Below are 26,811 nucleotides of genomic sequence, written 5' to 3'. Positions count from 1 at the left end.
CATTATGTCAGTAAAAATCAGATTACAAAGACACGGTAAAAAAGGTAAGCCTTTCTTCCACATCGTGGTTGCAGATTCTAGAGCTAGAAGAGATGGTAGATTCATCGAGAAACTAGGAACTTACAACCCAATTACTAACCCTGCAACTATCGATTTGAACGTTGATTCTGCTGTAAAGTGGTTAAACAACGGTGCTCAGCCAACTGATACTGCAAGAGCTATCCTTTCTTATAAAGGTGCCCTTTACAAAAAACACTTACAAGGTGGTGTTGCTAAAGGAGCTTTTGACGAAGCTGAAGCTGAAAAAAGATTCAATGCTTGGGTAGAATCTAAAGAACAAAAAGTACAAGGTAAAGTTGAAGGTTTATCTAAAGCTCAGGCTGACGCTAAGAAAGCTGCTTTGGAAGCTGAAGTTAAAGTAAACGAAGCTAGAATCGCTGCTGCTGCACAAGCTGAGGCTGATGCTAAAGCTGCTGAAGAAGCTGCTAACGCACCTGCTGAAGAAGTTGTTGCTGAAGCTACAGAAGGAGAAGCTCCTGCTGCTGAAACTGAAGAAAACACTGAAGCTTAAGAAAAACCCTGTATGCGTAAAGAAGATTGCTATTTATTAGGAAAAATCACGCGCAGACATGGCCTTGCGGGAAATGTTATCCTTAAACTGGATACCGACCAACCCGAGCTTTACAATAAATTGGAATCAATATTCGTTGAAATCAACGGATTATTGGTTCCTTTTTTTATTGCAAAGTCATCTTGGAGCAAAAACGATGCTCTTAATATTGCTTTTAAAAATTCTTCCGAAGCACTGGTAGACCAGTCTTTGGGAAAAAACGTTTATTTACCGCTTGCCTCCCTTCCGAAACTTACCGGGAAGCAGTTTTATTATCACGAAATCATTGGATTTGATATCCTTGATGAAAACAATAAAGAATGCGGTGTGATAAGATCTGTAAACGACCAGACCGCTCAAAACTATTTCGTGACCAACCTGGACGGAAAAGAAGTAGTGATCCCTATTATCAAAGACTGGATCCTTGAGGTGAACAGAGAAGAAAGGTTCATCAAAATGCAGCTTCCGGAAGGACTTATCGATGTATTTTTAGTTTCCGCTAAAAAGGACGAATAATCAATAATTTTTTACAGACAGCAGATCTGAAATTCAGACATTATTTACTGTCCGTTCTCATTCAATCCCATCATTACTTATTATTAACTGCCGGAAGTAAATATTCTTCCACTATTTTATCTGCCTGTTGGTGAGCATACGGTTTATTGTAAGCTTTTGCTGTAATGACGATAACAACAGGTATTTCTGTGAATATAATGATCTTGTTCCCGCCGTTTCCGCTGCATTGGTAAGCTTCAAAATTCTGATCTCCCACTTTATATATTTTTCTCCAGAATAAATATCCATAGCCTTCAAACTCCTTATCATTGGTGAAATAATTGGTAAAAGATTTCTTGATCCAATCTTTGTTAATAATATTCTGTCCCTTCCAAACACCATTATTTTTATAAAGCTGTCCGAATTTTGCAAAATCGAGCGTTCTCATGCGCATTCCGCCAGCTAAAGACGGTTTTTGTTGCGGTGTAAATTGCCATTTGTAATTTGTGATTTCAAGCGGTTGAAATAACTTTTTCCCTGCATAATTTTCCAGACCTTCCGGAACAGATTTGTCCAAGATATCTCCGGTCACCACAACACCGGCCGTAAAATAATTCCAGATTTTTCCGGGCTTATTTTCAGTGGTAGGTAAATCCAGTGTAAACTTTACCCAATTCTCCGTAGGGTACATATTTTCCTCATTTCCCGGGGAGTTTTCATCTGCATCATTTCCGTCAAATCCTGAGCTCATTGTAAGTAAACTTTTGAGAGTAACACTATCTTTACGGGACGAATAATTTTTAAATTCTTTCAGATTATAAAATTCTTTCAGCATCTGGTTTTCACTTTTAAAATAACCATCTTTAATCGCAATACCCATTAGAGCCGAAGCAAAAGTTTTTCCGACCGAACGTGTATCCTGCAGGGAATCCCTTCCGGAATTGCTGAAATATTCTTCCAAAAGGAGCTTTTCATTTTTGACGACCACAATTCCTGTAATATCCCTAAACCTGTTTTCTGCAATTTTTCTGTTTAAAAGCCTGATCTTTTCTTTATTCAGTTTTTCATTGGACACTTTCCATCCACTGTTGGGCTGTATATTTTGTACAGCAATTTGCTGCTCAGGAATGTTTTTGTGAGGAATTGTTAAATGAACTTCACCTGCTGCAATGGTATTTCCAGTCTTTAAAACCGAAGCTTTTAAATATGGCCTGATTTCTATTTTTAAAAGATGATTTCCCTCTTCCAGTGCATCAATTCCACCATTTGCCAGGTAAAATCTCATCCACATGTATCGTCCCCATGAATCTTCATTTTTTGAACTTAGCAAAGGAATTCTAAAAGTTGTTTTCTTCTTTTTATCTTCCGGAATTCCGGCTCCCGTATTCAGATTTTCTGTATAGATTAATTTTCCGTCAACATAGAAATTGAATTGATAGTTTCCTTTTTTGAGCAATTCCTCGGGTGATAAAGCCGGATCAAGCTGATGTAAATAATTGATCAGGGAATTATCCATAAAAACACGGATATCAAGATCTTTATCTTCCTGAAATACTTTTGCAGTAATAAAATCAGATTCTTTTAACTGGTCTAATGCAACAGTTTTATCCAGAAAAATAATTTTATTGACGTTTTTTTTATGAACAGGATTTATGATAATATCAGGATCTGTAATATTTTTGAACTGTCCTAAAGAAAGTCCGAAACTGAAAAATAAGACGAATAGCAGAGTCGATTTCATTTTAATAGTTTATCTGAACAAAAGTATAAATCGGTTTTTAGAAAAAATAGAATGAAATTAACATGGCTATTTCTTCATAAGGTTTCTGTACTGTAAAGGAGTAATTCCCATACCTTCTTTAAATGACCTGATAAAATGACTTTGGTCTGCAAAACCACATTCCAGGGCTACTTCAGCTAGAGATTGATGAGTGCTGAGAAGAGGTAAAGATTTGTTGATTTTCAGTTTTCTGACATACATTCCTAAAGTACACTGAAAATGCTTCTGAAACCCCCTGCTCAAATGAACCGGATGAATATCTAACGTTTTTGAAAGCTCAGTCAGGCTCAATTTTTCCGTGAAACTTTCGTGAAGTATGTCATCAACCTTGCGTATCCATCCCGGTTTTTTGTCAGAATTGCAGCTTTTATCAGATAATTGATCGAAAATATGAAGTAAAAGCTCATGAACAGAAAGCTCAAATGATGAATCGTGAATTTTTGTTTCTTTGAAAATCCGGTACATTAAAAGTTTTAAAGCAGGATTTTTTAAATTAAAACTCCCTTCAACAGAATCTTTTGAGATCTGAAACTTTTCAAACCAATCTTCCGTAAGTTCAAGATGGAATCCTCTTGTAAAAATGTCCGGTTTAATATTGTAATGGGCATCTTCCCAATGATGATAGAGCAATGTTCCGGCGGGACAGTCGTAGATTTCTTTCTTGTTTCCTTCCGTCATATTTCCCTGCAGCAGAAAAGTGAAATAAGCATTTTCATGATAATGCCAGTCGACGTAGGGATGGGTGTATTCTGTATCCGTAATGGTTAGTCCATCGAAACGCAGGGTTTCATTGGTCTGTCCAAAAAATTCACCATTATGGAGGCTTTTCATAACTATAGTTTTTGCTTTAAATTTTCAATCTGTTCATACATTTTATTGAAAAATATCTTTCTGTCACGGTTTCCGGAGGTATTCAGAGATTTTGAATTCTGAATCTGATGTTCAAAATAATTCCGTGTTTCACCGGAGGTTTTTGCATCATTAACCAAAATATATCCAAACATATTCACCGGTATGGCAAAAAGAGACTGTTTCGGATGGTGGAAAAAGATGTCATTGGAAAGATGCATCAGTTCATTTTCATACAGATGAAACTTTGGATTGCTTTCTGTTTTCTGTTCAACATATTGTATAAGTTCTTTCAGCTCTTTCAGTATAATTTCACCTTCATTTTTTTGTAAAAGTCCCGTGTCATAATAATATAAAATTTGTTGCAAAATACTGGAAATGGTCCTGTCATTCCATAATTCCACTACATTTTGCGCTTCATATTTTTTCCTGAGCTCCTGAGTGTCCGATTCAAAGTAAGGAGGTGAAAACTGCAAAAAAGGAATGAAAACCTGTTTTGCATTCAGCAGATTCATCCAGACATAAATTTTAAAACGGGAAAGCAGTGTATCCGAAAGTGTATAAAAAAATGGAATATCCTTCGCGGAATAATAAATAGTCATCTCATCAGAAAGCGGCAGGTTTTCAAAGATATTGAGGTTATTCTGAAAGAAAGACTGCAGGTCTTCTGTCTTATCCACTGCTGAAGTTTTCTGAACCACAAGCTGCTGATCCGAGGTTATAAACTGATTAAGTGAAATCTGATAATATTTTGCCAGTTCCAGAGCCTCTTCAAAACTGAACTTTGCTTTCAGGGATGTTCTCCTGTGTGCTGCATCATAACTTATATTCAGAATGTTGGCAATCTCATCGTTCAGAGATTGAGTGCCAATTTTCCTGCGGATTTCCTTAAGTAAAAGTTCCTGATACATGCTTTTTGTGATTTTCACAAATGTACTTATTTATTTTAATTTTTTTTCGCATTCGGATTTGTGTTTTCTGCAGATAATTTTGAGGTATAATTTTTAAAGACAAACCATTATGAAAATAAAATTTTTGCTGATGATTAGCCTGTTTGCAGGTAGTATCATCAATGCTCAGGATAGTTTAAATACTAAACCGGACAAACCCAGGCTTATTGGTTTTTCACCTTCCAAAAAAACGAAAAATGTTAATGGGATGCTTATTAAGTATTATGATGAGGTTGATAATGAGATACAGCCTAAAAAAGTTAATGGTGTTGGATTGGGATTTAATGGCCTGGGGATTTTCTTTCCCGCATTGCTGCTCGTAAGTATTCCTTCCATTGATAATTGGGCTATTAATGATATTGATAGTGAACCTTTACCGGATAAAATGAATAAAATCAACGGAATGCAGCTTTCCATCATCAATATGGAGCCTACCGTTACCAATGGCTTGGAGGTTAATATATCAAGCAATATAAGCGCGCCTTCCGTGACAAATGGAGTGGCTGTTTCACCGCTGTACAATTTTCATCATACTACAAAAGGAGTGGCAATTTCTACTTTTGCCAATGTGAGTCAGAAATGCAGAGGACTTCAGGTTTCACTGATCAATGTCTGTAGAGATTCAAGAGGAATTCAGATTGGCTTCTGGAACGAAAACGAAAGGAGGAAATTTCCCTTAATCAATTGGAATTTTAAAAATAAAAAATCATGAAAAAACTACCATATCTGCTTATAGCAATCAGATTTTTGCTCGCTCCGGTTATTTTGCTGTTGGCATATCTCAAAGGAACAGAAGCAGGCTTTTTAATTTTAGCATTAATGTATTTTGGTTTATTAACTGACATTTTTGATGGAATTATTGCCCGAAAGGTTGGTGTCTCCTCAGAAAAGCTAAGAAGGCTGGACAGTCAGACCGATTTGATTTTCTGGCTGTCATTAGGATTTGCCGCCTATTTTCTCAACCCTGAATTAATTAAAAGGGAATGGCAGGGAATCCTTTTAATCTTTGTCATGGAAGCGCTCTGCTACGTTGTCAGCATCTGGAAATTCGGGAAAGAAACCTGTACCCATGCTTTTTTGTCAAAAATGTGGGGACTGAGCCTGCTGATTGCTTTTACTTATTTAATCGGGTTTCAACAAACGGGCTGGGCATTTTATCTAACGGTAGGATTGGGGTTTGTATCTCATATTGATGTTATCCTGATTGTTTTGCTGCTTCCCAAATGGCAATACGATGTGCCAAGTTCTTATCACGCCTGGAAAATCCGAAACGGAAAAGAGAGAAAAAAGACCGTATTCTTTAATTAAATCATATTCAGAACATAGTTTTTGATTATATATTTTGACAAATGATTTTTTAAAAAGACAGTGCAATCATTAAGTTGCGCTGTTTTTTTGTAACTTTGCGGACATTAATTTTTATAAGAAAATTTATAATCAACAAATGAAAAAGCAAACGATTAAAGAAGTCCTACAGGATTACAAGAAAGTATTACATCATGACATTACGGTTTACGGTTGGGTAAGAACATTCCGTGCAAATCGCTTTATAGCGCTAAATGATGGTTCTACGATTAATAATTTGCAGATTGTTGTTGATTTCGAAAATTTCGATGAAGAGATTATCAGTAAAATCAGTACAGCTGCCTCATTAAAGGTAGTAGGTGAAGTGGTGGAAAGCCAGGGAGCGGGACAGAATGTAGAGATTGTAGCAAAGAAAATTACCATTTTAGGAGATAACTTTACGGAAGACAGAGACAAAACGATTCTGCAGCCTAAAAAGCACTCTTTGGAAGTGTTAAGAGATCAGGCACACTTAAGATTCAGAACGAATTTATTCGGAGCTGTTTTCAGAGTGCGTCATGCAGTGAGTTTTGCAGTACATTCATTCTTTAACAAAAACCAGTTTTTCTATATCAATACACCCGTAATTACAGGTGCTGATGCGGAAGGAGCTGGAGAAATGTTCGGGGTTACCAACTTTGACCTGAACAATATTCCAAAAACGGAAGACGGAGAAATTGATTTTGCACAGGATTTCTTCGGAAAGAAGACGAACCTTACTGTTTCCGGGCAGCTTGAAGGTGAAACTGCAGCAATGGGATTAGGCAGGATTTATACATTCGGGCCGACTTTCCGTGCTGAAAATTCAAACACCACAAGACACCTTGCAGAGTTCTGGATGATAGAGCCGGAAGTGGCATTCAACAACCTTGAAGATAACATCGACCTTGCTGAAGATTTCTTAAAATATGTGATCCAGTATGTTCTGGATAACTGTAAAGACGACCTTGAATTCCTTGATAAGCGTTTTGAGGAAGAGCAGAAAGGGAAAGCTGAGAAAGACAGAGCAAAAGAAGGCCTTATTGAAAAGCTTCAGAATGTTATAGCTAAACGTTTCAAGCGTGTAAGCTATACGGAAGCTATTGAGATCTTAATGAACTCAAAAGAAAACAAAAAAGGAAAATTCCAGTATCCTGTGGAAAGCTGGGGAACAGACCTTCAGTCAGAGCATGAAAGATTCCTGGTTGAAAAGCATTTTGAAAGCCCGGTGGTATTATTCGATTATCCGAAAGAAATCAAAGCTTTCTATATGAAGCTGAACGAAGACAATAAGACCGTTGCAGCAATGGACGTTCTTTTCCCTGGTATCGGGGAGATCATCGGAGGATCCGAAAGAGAAGCAAGATTAGACGTATTAAAACAGAAAATGGCAGATATGCATGTAGATGAGCACGAGCTTTGGTGGTATCTTGATACCCGAAAATTTGGTTCTGTGCCGCATGCAGGATTCGGTTTAGGATTGGAAAGACTGGTTCTTTTCGTAACGGGAATGACGAACATCAGAGACGTGATTCCTTTCCCTAGAACACCGAAAAGTGCTGAATTCTAGATCAATAAAAAAGCCTTAATGTAAAAAATTAAGGCTTTTTTTATTTTTCAATAGTTTATTATGTTAAAAGTATAATGCAAAAATCATGCTAAATGTGTTCTTTTTCAAATTAATTCATTAAATTCGTAGAATATGTTATGTTAAAACACAAGGATTAATATGCTTAAACAACACTTACAACTCAAATTAGGACAGAAGCTGGCCCCTCAGCAGATCCAGTTGATGAAGCTCATTCAGCTTCACACATTGGAATTTGAAGAGGAGCTGGAAAGAGAGCTAGAAGAAAATCCTGCTTTGGAAATTGTAAAGGAAGATTCTAAAGAGGATGAATATTCTTCTATTGAAGATGCTTATCAGGACGAGGGAACAGAAAGCATTGAAACGGATTTTGACGTCAACGAGTACATCTACGATGACGAACCTAGCTATAAAACCGCATCCAGCAACTATTCTCCGGATGATGAAGAGTTCGATAATGAAAGTCTTCTGACAGAAGGTCAATCCCTTTATGATTACCTGTTGGAGCAGATTCATCTCGTGAATATCAGCGAAGAAGATGTAAAGATTGCTGAATATATCATAGGAAATTTAGATACGGACGGATATTTGAGAAGGGAGATCAAAGCTATTGTTGATGATCTTGCTTTCTCACAGGGAATTTATACTACCAGAGAAAAAGTAGAGGATATCCTAGAAAATTATATCCAGAAGCTTGATCCGCCAGGAGTGGGAGCCAGAGGTCTTCAGGAATGCCTTTTGCTTCAGATTGAGAAAAAAGTAAGCTCTGATAAAGCCGTTTCCCTGGCTGCCAATATTTTAAGACATCAGTTTGATGCTCTTACGAATAAGCATTATAACAAGATCATTCAGAAATATGATATTGAAGAAGATGACCTTAAAGATGCTTTGGACGAGATTTCAAAACTTTCACCTAAAGTAGGAGGAAACTTTGACACACAGACAATCACCATTAACCAGGAGATTATTCCTGATTTTGTAATCCAGGTAAAGGATGGTATTGTAATTCCAATGCTTAACAGTAAAAATGCACCGACTTTAAGAGTTTCTGAAGAATATAAGGATATTTTAACTACTTATTCTCACGATAAAAACTCTTCTGAGCATAAGCAGGCGGCATTATTCATCAAACAGAAATTGGATGCTGCAAAATGGTATATAGATGCCATTAATCAACGCCAGAATACTTTGTTGCAGACGATTACGGCTATTGTGAAGTTCCAGAAGGATTATTTTATTACCGGTGATGAAAAATCGCTGAAGCCAATGATCCTGAAAGATGTTGCAGATATTACCGGATTTGATATTTCTACCATTTCAAGAGTAGTAAAAAGCAAATACGCCGATACTCCGAACGGAATCGTTTACCTGAAAGATCTTTTCTCTGACAGTCTGACGAATGATGATGGTGAAGAAGTTTCTACGAAAGAAATTAAGACCCATCTTCAGGAAGTAATCGGAAAAGAGAACAAAAGAAAGCCTCTTACAGATGACGCACTGGTAGTAATGCTGAAAGAACAGGGGTATAATATTGCCAGAAGAACAATTGCCAAGTACCGTGAACAGCTTAATATTCCGGTAGCAAGATTGAGAAAAGAACTTTAATAATGAGTCACATATAAATAAAAGCCCAGTACTTCTGGGCTTTTATATTTTAATTGAAAGAATTTGCTGGCCTGATTCGTGATCTGGGTATACGGAGTAAATCTGCCAAATCTGCGAGAATTTTTTTAACGCAAAGTTTTCATTATAATAATGTATATTTTAGCTGAGCCAAGAAGGATCAATTTCATTGATCCGAATAAGCGGGCGTATTATCCATACAGCTTAATCAATGGCGCAGCCAGCACTCTTTGCTTTTCTCAAAATGAAGCAATATTATAATGAAAACTTTGCGTCAAAAAAAGATCAGTACACAAAATAATTTATAAAAAAGCTTATTTAGGAACGCTGCTTCAAAGCATCCAGCTGTAATTCTTTTATAGAAATCTCCCGCATTTCCACCTTTCTTATCTTCCCTGAAATTGTCATTGGAAATTCATCTACGAACTTCCAGTATTTCGGAACTTTATAATGAGCAATTCTTCCCTGACAGTATTCTAAAAGCTCAGTTTCTGATACTTCAAACCCTTTTCTTACTTTTACCCATGCCATCACTTCTTCCCCGAACTTTTCACTAGGAACCCCTATGATCTGTACATCAAGGATATTTGGATAAGTATACAGGAAGTCTTCAACTTCTTTAGGCGATATATTTTCACCACCACGGATGATCAGGTCTTTGATTCTGCCGGAAATGGTAATGTAACCGTCATTATCCATTACAGCCATATCACCGGTATGCATCCACCGGGCATCATCCAGTACTTTTTTGGTGTTTTCAGGATCGTTCCAGTATTTCAGCATTACGGAATAGCCTCTTGTACATAATTCCCCGTGTTCTCCGCGTTCCAGTACCTTTCCGTTTTCGTCAATGATCTTTATTTCAAGATGATCCTGAACGGTTCCTACGGTACTGACCTGCTTTTCTAAAGGGGTTCCTATCAGGGTTTGTGTGGAAACGGGAGAAGTCTCCGTCATTCCGTAACAGATGCTCATTTCTTTAATATTCATCAGGTTTTCCACCTTTTTCATAATTTCAGGAGGGCAGACAGATCCTGCCATAACACCGGTTCTTAAGTTTGAAAAATCATAGGTGTCAAAATCCTTAACAGCCAGCTCAGCAATAAACATTGTTGGAACTCCATATAAAGAGGTACATTTTTCAGTTGATACAGTTTTTAACGTAACATCCGGATCAAAACTGTCATTAGGGATCACTATGCATGCACCGTGGGATAAACAGCATATATTTCCAATCACCATTCCAAAACAGTGATAAAAGGGCACAGGGATACATACACGGTCCTTCTCCGAATATTTTAAGCGTATACCAATAAAATATCCGTTATTTAAAATATTATGATGAGAAAGAGTAACACCTTTTGGGAAACCTGTTGTTCCCGAGGTATACTGAATATTCACAGGATCATCAAACTGCACGTGTTCTTCAAAACTGTGAAGCGTATCATCTGAAATATCCTGCCCATTATTTAAAAAATCTTCCCAATTATCGTCAAAGAAGATTTCATGCTCCAGACTGGGGCAGACTTCCTTCGCATACTCCACCATTTCCTTATAATTGCTTGTTTTAAAGCTTAAGGAAGAAAACATAAACCTGATACCGGATTGGTTAATCACGTAAGTAAGTTCATGGGTTCTGTAGGCCGGATTGATATTTACGAGTATAGTTCCTATACGGGCTGTAGCATACTGAAGCAGCACCCATTCATAACGGTTTGAAGACCAGATTCCGATCCTGTCTCCCGCTTTCGCACCGGAAAAGATCAAAGCTTTTGCAACAGCAGTTGTCTGATTATAAAATTCCTGGTAGGTAGCTCGGTAACCCTGATGAACAGAGACTAAAGCTTCTTGATTTGAATATTTTTCAACAGTCTTTTTAAGATTTCCACCGATGGTTTGTCCCAGTAATGGAATAGTGGAAGCTCCATAGACGTAAGATAATGGCATAGTTTAAGATTTGGTAGGATAAAATTAATGAAAAATCTTGAATTGATGCCTGTTTGTACTAATTTTCCTGAGAATCTATGTCTTTAAGCTGTTTTAGATTTTTGTCCAGTTTTCTGATGATAATTCCATATACAAGTCTGTAGTAAAGCCAGATAAGCACCACACACAATACAGTACTTACAATGATCCCGATGATAACGATAATCAGATTGGAATTGTCGGGACGTACATTCTGGGAGTTTAATGCATAGAAAATAAAGGCTGTAAACACAAAGGTAAATGCAACGAGTATGGCAATACTGATAAGGATAAAAGCATTGACCGTTTTCTTAAATTTAATGATCCGTATAATAAGACCTTTGAGGTTTTCTTCAATCTTTATTTTACGGTAATTCTGATAAAATTTAAAAACAAAATAGGCTGTAATTAAAAGGCTTAGAATTTTTATGGCCAAATAAGCATGGTCGAAATTAGTCTCTATTTCAGGAGCTTTCTGCGCGCCTAACTTTTCCAGTATCTTACGGAAGCTGTCCGATTCATCATCCTGAAAGAAGTAAAATAATCCCAGAACGGAAAAGAATAAAAATTCTGCCACGCTGATCCAGAAAATATATTTCACATAATTGCGTGATTTTCTGTTCAGCATCTGAAGGATTTCATTGCTGTCGTATTTCGGCTGAACAGGCTGCTCCTGCCATGTTTTCTTAAAGCTGTCTAAATCAAAATCAGGCATATTTTTGCATCTGTTCTTTAAGGGTTTTCTTTAATCTGTTCATTTTCACGCGTGCATTAACCTCAGTAATACCAAGGTTTTCTGCAATATCCTTATAAGGCAGGTCATCAAGATACATCATTACAATAGCTCTTTCTACATTGGGAAGTGTTTTGATCACAGTATACAGAAGTGAAATCTGCTGTTGTTTTTCGTCATCATCTTCCACGAAATCCTTATGGTTGATATCCAGTTCGTTCGTAGGAAGGCTTTTGCTTTTTTTTCTGAAAAGAGTAATGGCTGTATTAAGGGCTACACGGTACATCCACGTAGAAATTTTAGAGTTTCCTTTAAAAGAATCGTAGCTTCTCCAAAGCTGCAGTACGATCTCCTGAAACAAATCTTCTTCATCTTCAAGAGAATTGGTATAGAGGCGCGAAACTTTAATAATCAGGCCCTGATTATCCTTAATAAGCTGCGCAAATTCTTTTTCTCTGGAAGTCATAGATTTATAATGGCACGAAGATAATAATAATGCTGTAATTTTTAATGAAGAATTATGAAGTAAAATAGGTGAAAGACAAAAAATAAAGAAAGCTGTAAAGCAAATTTTATATTTCTCCATAATAGCTTTATCCCAAAACTGGCTTTTGAAATTTCCTTATTGCCTTTCTGAAATTCTCCGTATCTTTGCAACCGCGAGAAAATCGGCTTGTTGATTCCTGTTTCGGCAGGGGTAGGAAAGTCCGGACACCATAGAGCAGCAAAGCGGATAACATCCGTCACCCGTGAGGGTAGGACAAGTGCAACAGAAAGCAGGTACAGTTCGGCTGTAGTGAAACCAGGTAAACTCTTTGCGGTGCAATGATAAGTATATCGGTTCTTTTCAGTAATGAAAATAGGGGCGGCCCGTCCTGAAAGCCGAGGGGTAATCAGCTCAAGTCTTGGAGCAATGCAAGACGCAGATAAATAACAGGCGCTTCTTCGGAAGAACAAAATCCGGCTTATAGATTTTCTCGTGATTTTTTAGAAAGATTTATTGAAGGATAAATAAAAGCGGAGATTATTGTACTCCGCTTTTGTTATTTAAAAATTTCTTGATTATTCATTTTCAAGTGTTTTCTTTGCTTCAGCAAGTTCTGATCTTTCTTTATCCCCAAGTTGAGGATATTTCAGGTTCATCTTTTCCAGGGTATCGATAATGATCTGTATGGCAGCTACTCTTGCAAACCATTTGTCGTCTGCAGGAAGTATATACCACGGAGCATAGTCTTTTGACGTTTCGTTGATCGCCGTTTCATAAGCTTCCATGTATTTGGGGAAAAGGGCTCTTTCAGGAAGATCCCCTACAGAAAATTTCCAGTTCTTTTCCTGCTCATTGATTCTGTCCAGAAGTCTTTTTTTCTGCTCGTCCTTGGAAACATTTAAAAATATTTTAACAACCGTAGTTCCGTTTCGTGAAAGATGCTGCTCAAAATTTCGGATACTTTCATACCTGTTTTCCCAGAATTTATCATCAAAATCCTTTACAGAAGACCACGTTTTCTCACTGAGGTTATACTCAGGGTGAACTTTACAAACCAGAACACTTTCATAATGGGAGCGGTTGAAAATTCCGATCATTCCTTTCTGTGGAAGAGCCAGATAATGTCTCCACAGGAAATCATGGGAATATTCCTTCGAACTTGGAGCTTTAAAACTGGTAACACTGCAGCCCTGCGGATTTACACCTCCGAAAACATGCTCTATCAGACTGTCTTTTCCTGCTGCATCCATTGCCTGAAGTACAACAAGCAAAGATTGACTGCCATCGGCATAAAGTTTCTCCTGTAATTCACGAAGCTTCTCCTTTTCAGCTGTTAACAATTGCTCTCCTTCTTCTTTCGTAAGTTTTCCCTTATATTCCGTTGAAATTTTTTTTATCGAAACTTTTCCTTTGATCAGGAAATCATCTGAAAAATTGGTATCCATAGATTGATTGTATTTTAGCCTAAATGTAATAAAAAAACCGTCTTCACTGAAGACGGTTTTTTTATTTTTTAGTAGAGATTACTTTGCTGCTGCTTTTTTAGCAAGTTTAGCTGCTTTCTTTTCTGCTTTAGCTGCTGCTTTTTGTTCCGCAGCTGTTAAAGGCTTTGGCTCAGGAGCGTTAGCGTCTACGTTACCTTTAATGTAGATTACGCTTCTGCTGTTAGCAGGGTCGTTAGAGAAAACCTCGATCATTTTGTTGAAAGGTCCGTTAATAGCAGTATTGTAACCTACTTTAATCTTAGCAGATTTTCCTGGCATAATCGGGTCCTGGCTGAACTCAGGAGTAGTACATCCGCAAGAAGGCTTTACGTTAGAAAGGATCAAAGGCTTGTCACCGGTATTCGTTACTGTAAAGAATCTTGTACCATCAGCACTTGGTTTAATAGTACCATAGTCAAAAGTCGTTTTGTCAAACGTAATTGTCTGTGCAGATGCCAGTGCAAATGTTCCAAATAATGCAATTCCTGCAATTAATTTTTTCATATTCTTGAATGTTAATATGTTTGTTAGATAAATTTTGAGAAACAAAGTTAAAAATTATTTTAATTCATACTTAAAATTTTTTTTCTTTAGACTATTTTTGCAAATTGTAAGCAAAAGAAATAGAATTTATGCAGATTTCAGAAAAGTACAATCCACAGGAAACTGAACAGAAATGGTACAACTTCTGGATGGAAAACAAATATTTCCATTCAGAACCTAATGAGAAACCACCATATACTGTGGTAATTCCTCCGCCAAACGTAACGGGGATATTACACATGGGACATATGCTGAACAATACCATTCAAGATGTTCTCGTCCGCCGTGCAAGAATGCAGGGCTTTAATGCCTGCTGGATTCCGGGCACAGATCACGCTTCAATTGCCACTGAAGCCAAAGTTGTTGCTAAACTGAAGTCTGAAGGGGTCAGTAAATCAGATATTACCCGTGAAGAATTCTTAAAACATGCTTGGGAATGGACTGATAAATATGGCGGAACAATCCTTGAGCAGCTGAAAAAGCTGGGTTGCTCATGCGACTGGGACAGAACCCGTTTTACGATGGAAGAAAAGCTTTCCCAGCAAGTAATCAAAAGCTTTGTAGATCTATATAATAAAGGATTGATCTATAGAGGTTACAGAATGGTTAACTGGGATCCGGAAGCAAAGACCAATATTTCTGATGAAGAGGTAATATTTAAAGAACAGAGCGGAAAATTATATTTCCTTAAATATAAAATTGAGGGCACAGAAGAATTTCTTTCTGTAGCAACAACACGTCCTGAGACTATTTTCGGGGATACCGCGGTATGTATTAATCCTAATGATGAAAGATATGCTCATCTTAAAGGTAAAAATGTAATTGTACCTATCGTCAACAGAGTAATTCCGATTATTGAAGATGAATATGTTGATATCGAATTTGGAACCGGAGCATTGAAAATTACCCCTGCTCACGACGTAAATGACTATGAGATCGGACAGAAACATAATCTGCAAATGATTGATGCTCTTGATGATGACGGAAACCTTAATGATTACGGTTTACATTACGCAGGGAAAAACAGATTTGAGGTAAGAAAACTGATTGCAAAAGAATTAGAGGAAAAAGATCTTTTGTTGAAAGCAGAAGATTATGTAAATAAAGTAGGAACTTCAGAAAGAACAGGTGCAGTTATTGAGCCTAAAGTTTCTGTTCAGTGGTTCTTAAAAATGTCTGAAATTGCCAAGCCTGCTTTGGATGTGGTAATGGATGATGAAGTGAAATTCTATCCGGAAAAGTTCAAAAACACCTACAAATACTGGATGGAAAACATCCGTGACTGGAATATTTCCCGCCAGCTTTGGTGGGGACAGCAAATTCCTGCCTACTATTATGGAGATGGTGAAAATGATTTTGTAGTTGCAGAAAACATTGAAAAAGCTTTGGAACTTGCGAAGCAAAAAACAAGCAACCAGCAGCTGACAACCGGAAATTTACGCCAGGACGAAGATGCTCTTGATACATGGTTCTCTTCATGGTTATGGCCAATGTCTGTATTTGACGGTTTGCTTGATCCTGAAAATAAAGATATCAATTATTACTACCCAACTTCTGATTTGGTAACAGGTCCGGATATTATTTTCTTCTGGGTAGCCAGAATGATCATGGCCGGATTGGAGTACAGAAAAGAAGTTCCGTTCAAAAATGTTTATTTTACAGGGATTGTAAGGGATAAACAGAGAAGAAAGATGTCAAAATCTTTAGGAAATTCACCAGATCCGCTTGAACTGATAGATAAATATGGCGCAGATGGAGTACGTGTGGGTATTCTGTTAAGTTCTGCCGCAGGAAATGACCTCCTTTTTGATGAAGATCTGATGCTTCAGGGAAGAAATTTCATGACCAAGATCTGGAATGCCTTCCGTTTGATCAATATGTGGAATCATGAAGACAAGTCTGCTAATTCAACAGAAATTCAGACTATAGAATGGTTTGAGAATAAACTGAACAAAACAGTTGCTGAAATCAACGATCAGTTTGAAAAATTCAGGATTTCTGATGCTTTACATCTGATCTATAAATTGATCTGGGATGATTTCTGTGGATGGTATCTGGAAGCGATCAAACCAAATTACGGAGAAGGGATTTCCAAAGAAGTTTATACAAAGACGATCTATTTCTTTGAGGAATTAATGAAATTACTTCATCCGTTCATGCCTTTCTTAACAGAGGAATTATGGCAGACTATTTCTGAAAGGAATATTGAGGATGCATTAATTATTGCCCAGCAGAAAAAAGCAGAAACATTTAATGAAAATATCATTAAAAACTTTGAAACTGCTGCAGAATTGATTTCAGGAGTTAGAAATTACCGTCAGACAAAAGGAATCTCCCCAAGAGAAGCAGCTGAAATTTATACCAATGCTTCAGAATTTGCAAACGAAGCTGTTATCAGAAAATTAGCTAATGTTTCTGAAATTCATTTCGGAGCAAAAACAGATAAACCAAGCTTTACATTCCTGGTGGGGGCAACGGAAATTTCTATTCCGTTAAGTGAAAACTTAGATTTGGGAGAAGAAAAAATAAAGACAGAAGAAGAATTGAAATATTTAAAAGGATTCTTAATTTCTGTTGATAAAAAACTTTCCAATGAAAAGTTTGTAGCCAATGCTAAGCCTGAGATTGTAGAAGTAGAAAGACAGAAGCAGAAAGACGCTCAGGATAAAATTGCAATTTTGGAAGAGAAACTGAAAAGTTTGTAGATTTAAAAGATAGACAGTAAGTTTGTCGGAATGTCAGGCTGAGCGTAAATTGAAAGATTTATGCTCAGCCTGACAGTTTAAACAATAAAAATTAAATGACACACATAGAAAACATAAAAAAACTATTCTCAAAAAACTTTGTGGAAAGCCCCTTATTAGAGAGCTTTGAAGTTGGGAAAATATACCTTTCAAGTGGAAAGCTGGTAGCCTGTGATCCTCTGATCACCAATGATATGTTGCCGTTCACTACAGAATTTCCAAAAGGTAATTTTTCCGTCTTGCTCCATAAAGAAAGAGAAAGTAACTGTGTAGCATATGCTGAAGTTATTTTCAGCAATGCTGTAATTTCTGAATGGAAAATGGCGGTCACTGAAGGCCAGGATATTAAAGACCTTGCTGAAGAGGAAATCTTTGGATATCCTGTGGAAAGTGGAATGGGATGCCTGATGGATGTTGATACCCAGAACAGCCTTAATGAACTTGAAAAAAAATTATTTCACAGCAAAGGAGCAGATTTCATGGGAATCTATGAAGAATTTTTCCATGAGTATTTCTTTGATGAAAAAGGAGCCATCGATCAGTATGCGTTTCTGAAACCTTCTGATGAACATCCTGGAACTATTTTTGCCTTTGAAACAGGATACGGCGAAGGGTTTTATGCCAGCTACATTGCATATGACAAAGATCACAAGCCCGTGAAGATAATAACTGAATTTATTGAAATAAGTTAATTAAATTAGTTACTTTTGAAACCTAGTTTTGAAATGCATTATATTAAACTAACATAAAAACACCAATGAACTTCTCATCAGAACAACCCAAAATTATTGTTGTAGGCAGCTCTTCAATTGATCTGGTCTTAGAAACTGAAAAAATTCCCCAACTCAACGAAACCGTTTTAGCTGTCAATTCAGATAGTTATTTTGGCGGAAAAGGAGCCAACCAGGCAGTAGGAACTGCAAGACTGGGGGCCAATGTATATTTTATAGGATGTGTAGGAATGGATCCTCTGGGACAGCAGATTATGAGGAATCTGGTAAGCGAAAACGTGAATGTAGGCTTTGTTCATGAAACAGATATGGAATCTACCGGAACAGCATATGTAACCACCAGCCACGGAAATGCAGCAATTGTTGTGGTTCCGGCTGCCAATAAATGCCTGAGTATACAGCATGTAGAAGAAGCAGACCGTTACTTTCATACTACGGACCTTGTTCTTGTTCAGCTGGAAGTAGCAATGGAAGTGGTAGAATATACTATAAGAAAAGCTAAAAAATACGGTAAAAAAGTCGGACTTTATGCTTCTCCGGCTATGAAAGTCAGTGAAGGAATTATTGAAAACGTAGATTTTATTGTAGCTAAAAGTAGTGAACTTCATACCGTTTTCGGAGAAGAAAAGAGAGAAGAAATCCTTAAAAAATATTTCAACAAGGTTTTTGTAAGAGACGATACCAATTCTACAATCTATTTTGACGGAACGGAAATGAAGTACTACAGAAATGACAAAGACGAAACCGTTTACAAAATGGGAATGGGTGATGCCTTTACTTCAGGTTTTGCCGTAGCACTATGCCATGGAAATTCTGTTGAGGATTGTGTAAAATTCGGAAATGAGGTCTCTTCAAGAGTTTCAGGAGGGAAAGGTTCACAGACAGGACTTCCGAGAATGTCGGATTTCTTTTCCTAAAGCTATTTGCCACATATCGAAAGTTATAAACTTAACATAAAAATATAAGTAAAATCTCCACTTTTATAGTGGATTTTTTCTTTTTACACTATGGAAAACCTGAAACTTATTACAAAAGACCATATATCTCTTGCAGTCCATCTTTTCAGGCCTGAAAAAAGCAATGGTAAACTGCTTTTGATCAATTCTGCAACAGGGGTTAAACAGCAGGTTTATTTCTCGTTTGCCCGTTTCTTTTCAGAACATGGATTCACAGTTATTTCTTATGATTACAGAGGAATCGGGCTTTCAAAACCGGAAAATATGAAAGGTTTTAAAGCTTCCATGAGAATCTGGGGTTCTGAAGACTATAAAACGCTGACTCAATATATTAAAACAGAATTTCCGGAGTATAAAAAATATTGTCTGGGACATTCGGTCGGGGCATTGATTCTTGGGATGAATGAAGATTCCGTGATGTTTGATGAATTTATTTTTGTGGGAACCCAGAATGCATTTGTAGGAAATCTGAAACTCAGAACCAAAGTCGAAGCCTATCTCGGGTTTGGAATTGCCCAACCGCTAACCACCGGATTATTAGGGTATTTCCCGGCAAATTGGTTTGGTCTTGGAGAAAGTCTTCCAAAAAATTGTGCATATGACTGGAGAACCTTAATTTTAAACAAGAAATCAACCAACAGGCTGTTGGAGAAAATTGATGACTATTCTAAAAATTTGACCCAAAAAGTGTTTGTGATCCGGGCGGAAGATGATGTATGGCTGACTGAAAAAGGAGTATTGAGCCTTTTGAATAATACATATCCCAATCTTAAGCCTTCCTACAGGCTGGTAAAAGTATCTGAATCTGACAAAAAAGAAATAGGACACGTCAATTTTTTTAGAAGTTATAATAAAAAACTCTGGAACATTATTTTAAACGAATTGACAGATCAATGAAAAGTAAGATTGAAAACACCGTAGAATTTGTAAAAGAAAAATTAGAAGGCGCTGAAGCGGGGCATGACTGGTACCATGTCGAAAGAGTGTGGAAGCTGTCGAAAAAAATAGCTGCAGCAGAAGACTGTAACCATGATGTAGTGGAATTGTCTGCATTACTGCATGATATTGCAGATCCGAAATTTCATAACGGGGACGAGACCATAGCTCCAAAAATAGCAAGAGAATTTCTGGAAGGGCAGGAGGTGCCTGAAGATGTGATAGAAAAGGTTTTATTTATCATTAAAAATATTTCGTTTAAGAACAGGGCCGAAGTTCCTGCTGAACTGCCTATAGAGCTTAAAATCGTACAGGATGCTGACCGTATAGATGCTATCGGAGCCATCGGAATCGGGAGGACCTTCAACTTCGGAGGTTTTAAAAACAACCCTATGTATGATCCGGAAATCCAGCCAAGTCTGAATATGTCTAAAGACGAGTATAAAAAATCCAACGGAACGACGATTAACCATTTCTATGAAAAGCTTCTGCTTTTAAAAGATCTCATGAATACCGGAAAAGGAAAAGAGCTGGCTCAGGAAAGACATGATTATATGCTGGGATTCCTTGACCAGTTTTACAAAGAATGGAATGTAGATTAAGGTTCCTCTGAAAAATCTTAAATCAGTATCTTTGCAGTATGGTATTTATCATTTTTGTTATCTTCTGGGCTTGTGTTCTTTCTCTGGTTTTGTATAAAGTAAAATCGGGAAGGATGGCAAAATGGGCAAAACTGTTCCGCATCCTTACAGTAGTTTTTTCAATCTCAACTTTTACCTATTGGTTCATTAAAAAGAGTGCAGTAAGCTTTGTAGATAATTCCGTAGGGCTTCAGGTAATTAATAAGCTTCCCCAGACACTGGATTTTTACCTGATCAAGGTGGATACAGCCAAAAATGGGAATTTAGAACCCAAACATATCGGGAAAATACGCCCGGAATACTATAGGATAGAATATCTTAAAATGGATAAATCCGATGAGTACTGGATCATAGGCTACCTGGGCAAAAAGAATATGGTTTACTTCTCCCAGCATGCCGTTCCAAACAAAAATATTGACCAGATTGTTGAAGTACAGAACTATATCAATCAAAGTGTAAAACTATCGGAAACTGCAAAAAAACAGGTAGAAACGTACAATTATGAGAATGCAAAGCTTGGAATCTGGGTGTCCTTAGACTTTCTTCTTCTCTTCCTGAATCTTGTACTGTTATTGAGGAAAAAACAATAAATAATGAGCAATAAGTATAATACGATTTAAAATTACTTATTGCTCATTACTTTTATATTTATGGATAATCCAGGATTTGCATGATCTGTTCCTTGAATTCTTCAGGACAGTTTTTTACCAGCTTATCTTTGTTTTGCTTATTGATCTGGTGGGGTTCCAGCCATTCCGTGCGGTTGACGCTCAGGCTGTGATTATCATAAACCCTTTTTATTCTGTGATCCTCATAAAATGTATATTCGTCGCCAAGCCAGTTGCTGGCAATACTGATTGTGCAAATTTCTTTTTCCATGGCATTTGTATTTTAAAGTACCATACTCTACATGAGCGGCGGTGTACCCTAAATTACTAAAATTTTTCAACAAAAACAGCTTTTTTGTAGCTTTTTATTGAAAACAGAACATGTTTAGAACAGTGTTCCGTTATTATCAGTAGCCATTTGAGGAATATGAATATCTGTTTTCCACTCTTCATTCATTTTTTTTATGAAATAGGCAGAAAGCAGCGGTGAAGCTTTTTCAATATTCTGATGTACAAAGAAATAGACATTCTGCAGACCCTCTTTTTTCCACTTTGTCAGGTGTTTCATCCAGTCGTCAAGTCTGTCATAGTCACTTTCCGCATTGGCTCCTACATATCTTATAAAAGCATTGGGCGTTGTAAGACGCATATGAAGCATATCTCTTCTTCCTGCAGTATCTACTATAATGTTCGTAATATTATGGGTTTCAAAAAGCTCACAGGTTGTATTGAAGATTTCTTCATCGGTGAACCATTCTGTATTTCGGAGCTCAATGGCAAGAGGTACCTCTTTAGGCCAGTCTTTTACAAATTTCTCAAGCCTGTCATAATCTTTGGGTTTAAAATTATCATGAAGCTGCAGAAAAGCCATTCCCAGTTTTTCATCAAAATTCATCACTGCTGATGCAAATTGGGTTACAGGTTCAGTAACATCTATCAGTCTTCTGAAATGAGAAACAGTATTGGTGATTTTTGGAAAGAATTTAAAATTTTCAGGTGTTTTTTCTTTCCATACGGCCACCTGTTCTGGAGTAGGCATTCCGTAGAAAGTAGCATTCAGCTCAATAGAATTAAACTGCTTGGCATAATATGTCAATTCGTCTTTAGTTCCTTTAGGGTAAAATCCTTTAAGATCGGTTTTGTTCCATTTGGCACACCCGATGGAAATGTTTTCAAGACCTTTTTTATTCTGACTTAGAATTTCCTCAGTTCTGGAATGATCTTTAGGAAGTGTGAAATCTATTTTTGACGGGTCTTCTACTTGTCCGAATTTCATAGCTGAAGTTTTTAAAAATTAAACTTGTAAACAAATATAAAACAAAAACCCTAGAAATTTCCAGGGTTTTGCAGTTTAAAATATTCAGAATTAATTCTTTATTATTTTCTTCGTGACTTCCTCTTTTCCGGCTGTTATTTTCATTGTGTAAACTCCGTTCGGATAAGACGATAAATTAATTTTTACCAGATTTTGATTGAAATTCTGATCAAATATTATTCTTCCCTGTCCGTCAAATAGTTTTACATTTTTAATAGTATCCGAAGATTTTACCTGGACAAAATCTTTTACAGGATTAGGAAAAATAGTTGTATTTGTATCTGTCTTTGCCGGCAGATTATCCGTACTTAGAACACCTCCGCAGCTGGAAGTGAAAGTAATATTAGAATAGGTACTTTGTAAATCGGCTAACTGTGCTGCATCCACGCACATAGACAAAGCAGTGTTGTTATTGAAAAAATAAGCATTTTCTATAGAACCGTTTTTAATATTTGCATAGGTAAGACTGGCATTACTGTCAAGGGCAATTGAAGAGAGTGCCACACAGTCTGATGCAAGCAGTTCTGTTATTTTCGTATTGTTGATAGTTAAGTCGTTAAGTGCCGCACACTGCAGTATATTTAAAGTGTTCAGAGATGAAAAAGAAAGAGTCGTAGAGCTGTCAGGAGGAAGGTTTAAAGACTGTAAACTTGAGCAGTTCTGCAGGTTTAACGTTTTCAAGTTAAAATTTCCGTTGATTTGTAAATCAGTTAATGCCGTACAGTTTTGTGCGGTTATATTCTGCAGGTTAAAATGATCAGGAGTTGAATTAGACGAAATCAATACTGCTGACTTCAAAGTATTAAGATAGTGCAGATTACTTACATTCAAAGTAGTCATATAGCCGCTTGAATTAGTAATGTCAATATTTTCTAAAGCAGTTGCTGCAGTGAAATTGACGTTATTGGTAATAGGCTGGTTGAACGCTTTTAATATTTTAAGTTTTGGCAAACCGGCAAGATTCAGAGAAGTTACATCTCCAAAATAGCTTCCTGAAGTAGTATAATAGACATATCTGTTATAAAATGAGCAATCAAGCTCTTCCAGATTGATCAGCCCGGCAGTTGAAAAATTAACAGATGGAGAATTAAGCCCTTTTATTTTTTTTAAAGCAGTACAGCCATTTAGATTGGCAGATGAAAAATAAGCTCCTGAAGTATTGTAATGATCCGTATCAGCAGTTATTTCCTGCAGATTAATACAATTATTGGCAATCAGGTCAATATTTTGGTTGGTATAGCCTGGTGCGGTCGCTCCGGGATCTCCTAAAACAGATATTTTCGTTATAGTACTGAGATTGGGAACAGATATCTTCTTTAGAAGTTTACAGGAATTGAATGTTAAAGTACTGATATTGGAGTTCTCGATATACAATTCTGTTAACTCTGCTGAATCAATAACCGCATTGCTGTTAATTTGTGCGCAGTTCTTTATTCTTAAAATATTTTGATCTGAAGACCATGGATTAAGCGTACTTTGATAAGCTATTACATCAGCAATATTCTGAATTCCGGAACAATTATCAAACGAAAGATTAATTGCAGATGCAACGTACTGCCCCTGCTGGCTCATATCGTAATAATAAGGTCTTCCCTTTACTTTCTTTATTTTGCTGTTATTAATGAAGCTTATATTGGCAGATTTTGTTGTCCGGAAATTTAGCTCCTCAACATTTGGAAAAAGTAATGCATCTGTAATTCCGTCAGGTAAATGACTGTTATAATATGCGAGATTGATATTATTCACGTCCCCTGGGTTTCCATTAGGATCAATGTACATTTGATTCGGATCCTGTATTACAGAAAGGATTTTTACCTGTTGTGCTTCCGAAGCCTGAATTTCTCCATCTCCATTTGTGTCAACAGCAATAGGGTTCCCATTGGAGTCCTTGGCAATTTCATTGTTTGGATTTGAACTTAAAATTAAAGCTTTGAATTTCGAATCGGCAAAATTAAGATTTTGAGAATAGGCTACAGAGAAAAAGCTTACACTTAGTGTAAGTAAAATTTTATTCATAATGTGTGTTTTTGTTATTAGTTTTATAAATAGGTGCAAAAACCTAATGGGGTAAAAATAGTATTTTTTTTACTAATAATAGATACTTTTTGCAGAAGCTTGTTTTATTAGAATTTTATTGGGAATATCTCATTTTTATTGGATTATGAGAATTAAAAAAGCCGTAAAAATTATTTTTCACGGCTTTTTTATAAAATGCTAATTTATTTATTTTACTCCCTGTGTTACCATTTTGTTTGAAATAACAGAGTAAATACAGCCTGTGGTTTTTAAATTGACAGTAATTGTAGCAGGGACAGACCGGTAAGCAGTATCACCATAAGGCTCAACGATTTTACCGTTTGAATCCTTTACAGTTCTTCCTTTTACCGTATAGGTCATTGTAGCCGTTCCCGTAAATCCGCTTGAAGGATTAAACGTAACTATACCTGTGGATTTATTATAAGTCCATGTCCCTTGCGGGGTTACTTTCTTACGGTATAATGTAAGATCTGAATCACTGGTTTTTGCAAAACTGAAAGTTGAATAATCTATGTTGGCACTACTTCCTGTTGGTGGGGTAGTTATACTGATAGGACCTTTGTAGGCAATATCATTATTCAAAACAGGAATATTCACCGGTTGAAGCTTACAGGTAGAAGTAACATCATCGTTCGCAACAGCAGCGTAAGGAAGGGTAAGTTTTACATTTCTGATAATATGCTGCTGGAAAGCACCCCCTGTAGCTGCTGCAAAACCTAACTTCAAAACAGCCGGAACGGTTGCATTTAAAGTTTGGGAAGTGGGAGTTCCTTCAACATCTGAAGTATTAAAATCAGTAGTCTGCGGGTTTGCATTTTCAGTATAAGGAACAGAAGTCTTGTAATGATAATAATTGATTATATTAATAGGTGTTCCGTTTTGTGCAGTCTGAATGTCCACTTTGATATCAAATCCATCTGTTGTGGTTGGAGTTGTAAAATGCGGAATCAGGTCAAGATATACCTTTCTGAACTCTCCTGCATTATTTCTAAGGTCAAATAATGTAGGTAACGTATTTGTGGTAGCAATATAGCTTCTGTCGTTTTGTAGAATTCTGCCTACTGCCCCTGTATTGCCTAAAGTAGAGCGGGTAACAAGAACCGGATATCCGGTGTATCCTAATCCTAATCCGTTGGAATTGATAGCAGCACCCATTGCTCCTCTTAAGGTAACATGGCTTGTTGCCTGGCTCCATGATACTCCTGCAATACCATTTATTCTGGATTCTCCCTGAAAACGCTTCGATTTAAAATTCCCGAACTCGTCAAGTGCAATACCCAGATAAGCTCCGGATAAACCTGGTTTTCTTTGACTTGCATAGGTGTTTTGTGTTCTGTTATAGGAATACCCAATACCTGCCCCTGGTGCTCCAATGGTAGGGCTCGTTACTGCCCCGTCATAAAGGAAAAAGGATAAACCGTCCCCATAGGCTCCACCCAGAGGTGTTCCGTTTTTCATGTCATATTCAAATTCAACATGAAGTCCGTTTACCGAAGTAAAAGTTCTTCCGTTGATAAACAATCCTCCGAACTGTCCCGAGCTTGCAGGTGTAAGCTGTACTCCTGTAGAAGTATGGGAGGCACTTCCCTGTATCGAAAGTTCTGATGCTGAAGAAGCATTCATCAATGAACTTGAATAGGAATAAAATCCATAAATACTTGCTACCTCAGTACTGTCCGTCTGTGCATACACGAAATTGGTAAGCAGAATAAAAACCAGGCTCATCAAAGACAGCCCTTTAAAATTCTTTTTCATGGCTGCTTATTTTACAACAAATACAATGTTGATGAAAGATGCTGAAGTAGCATTTGATAAAACATCGTAATTTAATACACCCGTGTTGCTGATACTGTTTATTTTGAAAACAGAAGAGTCATATCCGGTTACGTAATAGTGCAGATCTGTTGCATTTGGAAAAAACGGAATTGTTGCCGGAGCGGATGCACTTCTGGCATTGGCCGGTACATTCGAGAACTGGTTTTTATACAAAGTGTAAAGATCTTTCGTTTGTCCTGTTGCTGGTGTGGTAGTGTCAAAAACTACGCTTGGCATGTAGAAAAATTTAGCTACATACGGAGAAAGACATACCCAATCCGGAGTGGCAGGAGTTCCTACATTTTGACTGATACATTTTTTGTTGGTATCAAAAATAACAAGTCCTGTAGCAGGATTGGTAACTGAAGAAAGATTGCTGATTCTTGGTAGAAGAACACCTTTAGAAGTACTTGTGATGTCTAAAACAGAACTTTGGTCAGGTGTTGAAGTATTAATACCCACCTGTGCGGTAATGGTGCAAAAAGCCATTACCAAAATTAGAGTGATAATTTTGTGCATTTTCGAAATAATTTTTTTTGTGTTTGTACTATTAACAAATTTCCTGCCAATAGAAAATTAATTGTTCAATTTGTGTGTT

25 protein-coding genes and 1 other RNA gene are annotated in these 26,811 nt (G+C 37.0%); 13 read left to right on the top strand and 13 right to left on the bottom strand.

What is annotated here, in order from left to right; genetic code table 11:
* Positions 1-4 precede the first annotated feature (4 nt).
* Together ACQWU4_RS06630 and rimM are read left to right on the top strand one after the other, a co-directional pair.
* A complete protein-coding gene (locus ACQWU4_RS06630; protein ID WP_048505936.1) occupies positions 5-571 on the top strand; it encodes a 30S ribosomal protein S16 in 567 nt (188 codons plus the stop codon).
* Between the two features lie 12 nt (positions 572-583).
* A complete protein-coding gene (rimM, locus tag ACQWU4_RS06625; RefSeq protein WP_429934983.1) occupies positions 584-1,126 on the top strand; it encodes a ribosome maturation factor RimM in 543 nt (180 codons plus the stop codon).
* Between the two features lie 73 nt (positions 1,127-1,199).
* Here rimM and ACQWU4_RS06620 read toward each other — a convergent pair whose 3' ends face one another.
* The 3 genes from ACQWU4_RS06620 to ACQWU4_RS06610 all read right to left on the bottom strand — a co-directional run bounded on the left by ACQWU4_RS06620 (position 1,200) and on the right by ACQWU4_RS06610 (position 4,663).
* Positions 1,200-2,846 (bottom strand): serine hydrolase domain-containing protein, encoded by a 1,647-nt coding sequence (locus ACQWU4_RS06620; RefSeq protein WP_429934982.1) that lies wholly within the window; start codon positions 2,844-2,846, stop codon positions 1,200-1,202.
* 66 nt (positions 2,847-2,912) lie between these two features.
* Positions 2,913-3,716, bottom strand: coding sequence for a helix-turn-helix transcriptional regulator (locus tag ACQWU4_RS06615; protein ID WP_429934981.1), 804 nt, complete (start codon positions 3,714-3,716; stop codon positions 2,913-2,915).
* Positions 3,717-3,718: 2 nt separating this feature from the next.
* Complete coding sequence (locus ACQWU4_RS06610; protein WP_429934980.1) at positions 3,719-4,663, bottom strand: XRE family transcriptional regulator; 945 nt, start codon at positions 4,661-4,663, stop codon at positions 3,719-3,721.
* 91 nt (positions 4,664-4,754) lie between these two features.
* Here ACQWU4_RS06610 and ACQWU4_RS06605 point away from each other — a divergent pair, with 91 nt between their 5' ends.
* The 4 genes from ACQWU4_RS06605 to rpoN all read left to right on the top strand — a co-directional run bounded on the left by ACQWU4_RS06605 (position 4,755) and on the right by rpoN (position 9,200).
* A complete protein-coding gene (locus ACQWU4_RS06605) occupies positions 4,755-5,396 on the top strand; it encodes a hypothetical protein (RefSeq protein WP_429934979.1) in 642 nt (213 codons plus the stop codon).
* Entirely contained in the window at positions 5,393-5,992 is a 600-nt protein-coding gene (locus tag ACQWU4_RS06600; protein WP_429934978.1) for a CDP-alcohol phosphatidyltransferase family protein, read from the top strand. Before ACQWU4_RS06605 ends, ACQWU4_RS06600 begins: the two co-directional genes overlap by 4 nt.
* 136 nt (positions 5,993-6,128) lie before the next feature.
* The gene (gene asnS, locus ACQWU4_RS06595; RefSeq protein ID WP_429934977.1) at positions 6,129-7,577 is read left to right on the top strand and encodes an asparagine--tRNA ligase; all 1,449 of its coding nucleotides are present in this window, start codon (positions 6,129-6,131) and stop codon (positions 7,575-7,577) included.
* A gap of 159 nt (positions 7,578-7,736) precedes the next feature.
* Positions 7,737-9,200, top strand: a complete 1,464-nt coding sequence (gene rpoN / locus ACQWU4_RS06590) for an RNA polymerase factor sigma-54 (protein ID WP_429934976.1) — start codon at positions 7,737-7,739, stop codon at positions 9,198-9,200.
* Between the two features lie 336 nt (positions 9,201-9,536).
* Here the strand turns inward: rpoN and ACQWU4_RS06585 are convergent, their stop codons facing one another.
* The 3 genes from ACQWU4_RS06585 to ACQWU4_RS06575 are packed head-to-tail and all read right to left on the bottom strand — an operon-like array spanning position 9,537 to position 12,382.
* Positions 9,537-11,165: an AMP-binding protein gene (locus tag ACQWU4_RS06585; RefSeq protein ID WP_429934975.1), complete on the bottom strand. Its 1,629-nt coding sequence runs from the start codon at positions 11,163-11,165 to the stop codon at positions 9,537-9,539.
* Positions 11,166-11,223: 58 nt separating this feature from the next.
* A complete protein-coding gene (locus ACQWU4_RS06580) occupies positions 11,224-11,898 on the bottom strand; it encodes a beta-carotene 15,15'-monooxygenase (protein ID WP_429934974.1) in 675 nt (224 codons plus the stop codon).
* Positions 11,891-12,382 carry an RNA polymerase sigma factor gene (locus ACQWU4_RS06575; RefSeq protein ID WP_429934973.1) on the bottom strand — a complete coding sequence of 164 codons (492 nt, stop codon included), beginning with the start codon at positions 12,380-12,382 and terminating at the stop codon, positions 11,891-11,893. The genes ACQWU4_RS06580 and ACQWU4_RS06575 overlap by 8 nt, the downstream gene beginning before the upstream one ends.
* Positions 12,383-12,576: 194 nt before the next feature.
* On the opposite strand from ACQWU4_RS06575, the gene rnpB reads away from it, so the two are divergent.
* Positions 12,577-12,900: RNase P RNA component class A (gene rnpB / locus ACQWU4_RS06570), an RNA gene on the top strand.
* A 78-nt stretch (positions 12,901-12,978) separates the two neighbouring features.
* Here rnpB and ACQWU4_RS06565 read toward each other — a convergent pair.
* Complete coding sequence (locus tag ACQWU4_RS06565; protein WP_429934972.1) at positions 12,979-13,848, bottom strand: polyphosphate kinase 2 family protein; 870 nt, start codon at positions 13,846-13,848, stop codon at positions 12,979-12,981.
* 78 nt (positions 13,849-13,926) lie between these two features.
* Positions 13,927-14,391: a DUF1573 domain-containing protein gene (locus ACQWU4_RS06560; RefSeq protein WP_429934970.1), complete on the bottom strand. Its 465-nt coding sequence runs from the start codon at positions 14,389-14,391 to the stop codon at positions 13,927-13,929.
* A 128-nt stretch (positions 14,392-14,519) separates the two neighbouring features.
* On the opposite strand from ACQWU4_RS06560, the gene ACQWU4_RS06555 reads away from it, so the two are divergent.
* From ACQWU4_RS06555 to ACQWU4_RS06530, 6 genes are all read left to right on the top strand, one after another.
* Positions 14,520-17,135, top strand: coding sequence for a valine--tRNA ligase (locus tag ACQWU4_RS06555; RefSeq protein ID WP_429934969.1), 2,616 nt, complete (start codon positions 14,520-14,522; stop codon positions 17,133-17,135).
* A gap of 95 nt (positions 17,136-17,230) precedes the next feature.
* Positions 17,231-17,866 (top strand): DUF4241 domain-containing protein, encoded by a 636-nt coding sequence (locus ACQWU4_RS06550; protein ID WP_429934968.1) that lies wholly within the window; start codon positions 17,231-17,233, stop codon positions 17,864-17,866.
* A 65-nt stretch (positions 17,867-17,931) separates the two neighbouring features.
* Complete coding sequence (locus ACQWU4_RS06545; RefSeq protein WP_429934967.1) at positions 17,932-18,822, top strand: ribokinase; 891 nt, start codon at positions 17,932-17,934, stop codon at positions 18,820-18,822.
* Positions 18,823-18,912: 90 nt separating this feature from the next.
* Positions 18,913-19,758 (top strand): alpha/beta hydrolase family protein, encoded by an 846-nt coding sequence (locus tag ACQWU4_RS06540; protein WP_429934966.1) that lies wholly within the window; start codon positions 18,913-18,915, stop codon positions 19,756-19,758.
* The gene (locus tag ACQWU4_RS06535; protein ID WP_429934965.1) at positions 19,755-20,399 is read left to right on the top strand and encodes an HD domain-containing protein; all 645 of its coding nucleotides are present in this window, start codon (positions 19,755-19,757) and stop codon (positions 20,397-20,399) included. The genes ACQWU4_RS06540 and ACQWU4_RS06535 overlap by 4 nt, the downstream gene beginning before the upstream one ends.
* Before the next feature lie 38 nt (positions 20,400-20,437).
* A complete protein-coding gene (locus ACQWU4_RS06530; RefSeq protein WP_429934964.1) occupies positions 20,438-21,028 on the top strand; it encodes a hypothetical protein in 591 nt (196 codons plus the stop codon).
* Between the two features lie 58 nt (positions 21,029-21,086).
* Here ACQWU4_RS06530 and ACQWU4_RS06525 read toward each other — a convergent pair whose 3' ends face one another.
* From ACQWU4_RS06525 to ACQWU4_RS06505, 5 genes are all read right to left on the bottom strand, one after another.
* A complete protein-coding gene (locus ACQWU4_RS06525; protein WP_429934963.1) occupies positions 21,087-21,317 on the bottom strand; it encodes a hypothetical protein in 231 nt (76 codons plus the stop codon).
* A 114-nt stretch (positions 21,318-21,431) separates the two neighbouring features.
* Entirely contained in the window at positions 21,432-22,322 is an 891-nt protein-coding gene (locus ACQWU4_RS06520) for a DUF72 domain-containing protein (RefSeq protein ID WP_429934962.1), read from the bottom strand.
* Positions 22,323-22,412: 90 nt separating this feature from the next.
* Positions 22,413-24,377 carry a T9SS type A sorting domain-containing protein gene (locus ACQWU4_RS06515; RefSeq protein WP_429934961.1) on the bottom strand — a complete coding sequence of 655 codons (1,965 nt, stop codon included), beginning with the start codon at positions 24,375-24,377 and terminating at the stop codon, positions 22,413-22,415.
* Between the two features lie 207 nt (positions 24,378-24,584).
* On the bottom strand, positions 24,585-26,153 hold the full coding sequence (locus ACQWU4_RS06510; protein WP_429934960.1) for a hypothetical protein: 1,569 nt from the start codon (positions 26,151-26,153) through the stop codon (positions 24,585-24,587).
* Between the two features lie 6 nt (positions 26,154-26,159).
* The gene (locus ACQWU4_RS06505) at positions 26,160-26,732 is read right to left on the bottom strand and encodes a hypothetical protein (RefSeq protein WP_429934959.1); all 573 of its coding nucleotides are present in this window, start codon (positions 26,730-26,732) and stop codon (positions 26,160-26,162) included.
* Positions 26,733-26,811: the final 79 nt, after the last annotated feature.

It is taken from the genome of Chryseobacterium sp. MIQD13 (genome assembly GCF_050496705.1).
In the GTDB taxonomy this organism is placed as follows: Bacteria; Bacteroidota; Bacteroidia; order Flavobacteriales; family Weeksellaceae; genus Chryseobacterium.
The sequence above is the reverse complement of the archived record's forward strand: the minus strand, read 5'-3'. Positions and strand labels throughout refer to the sequence as shown.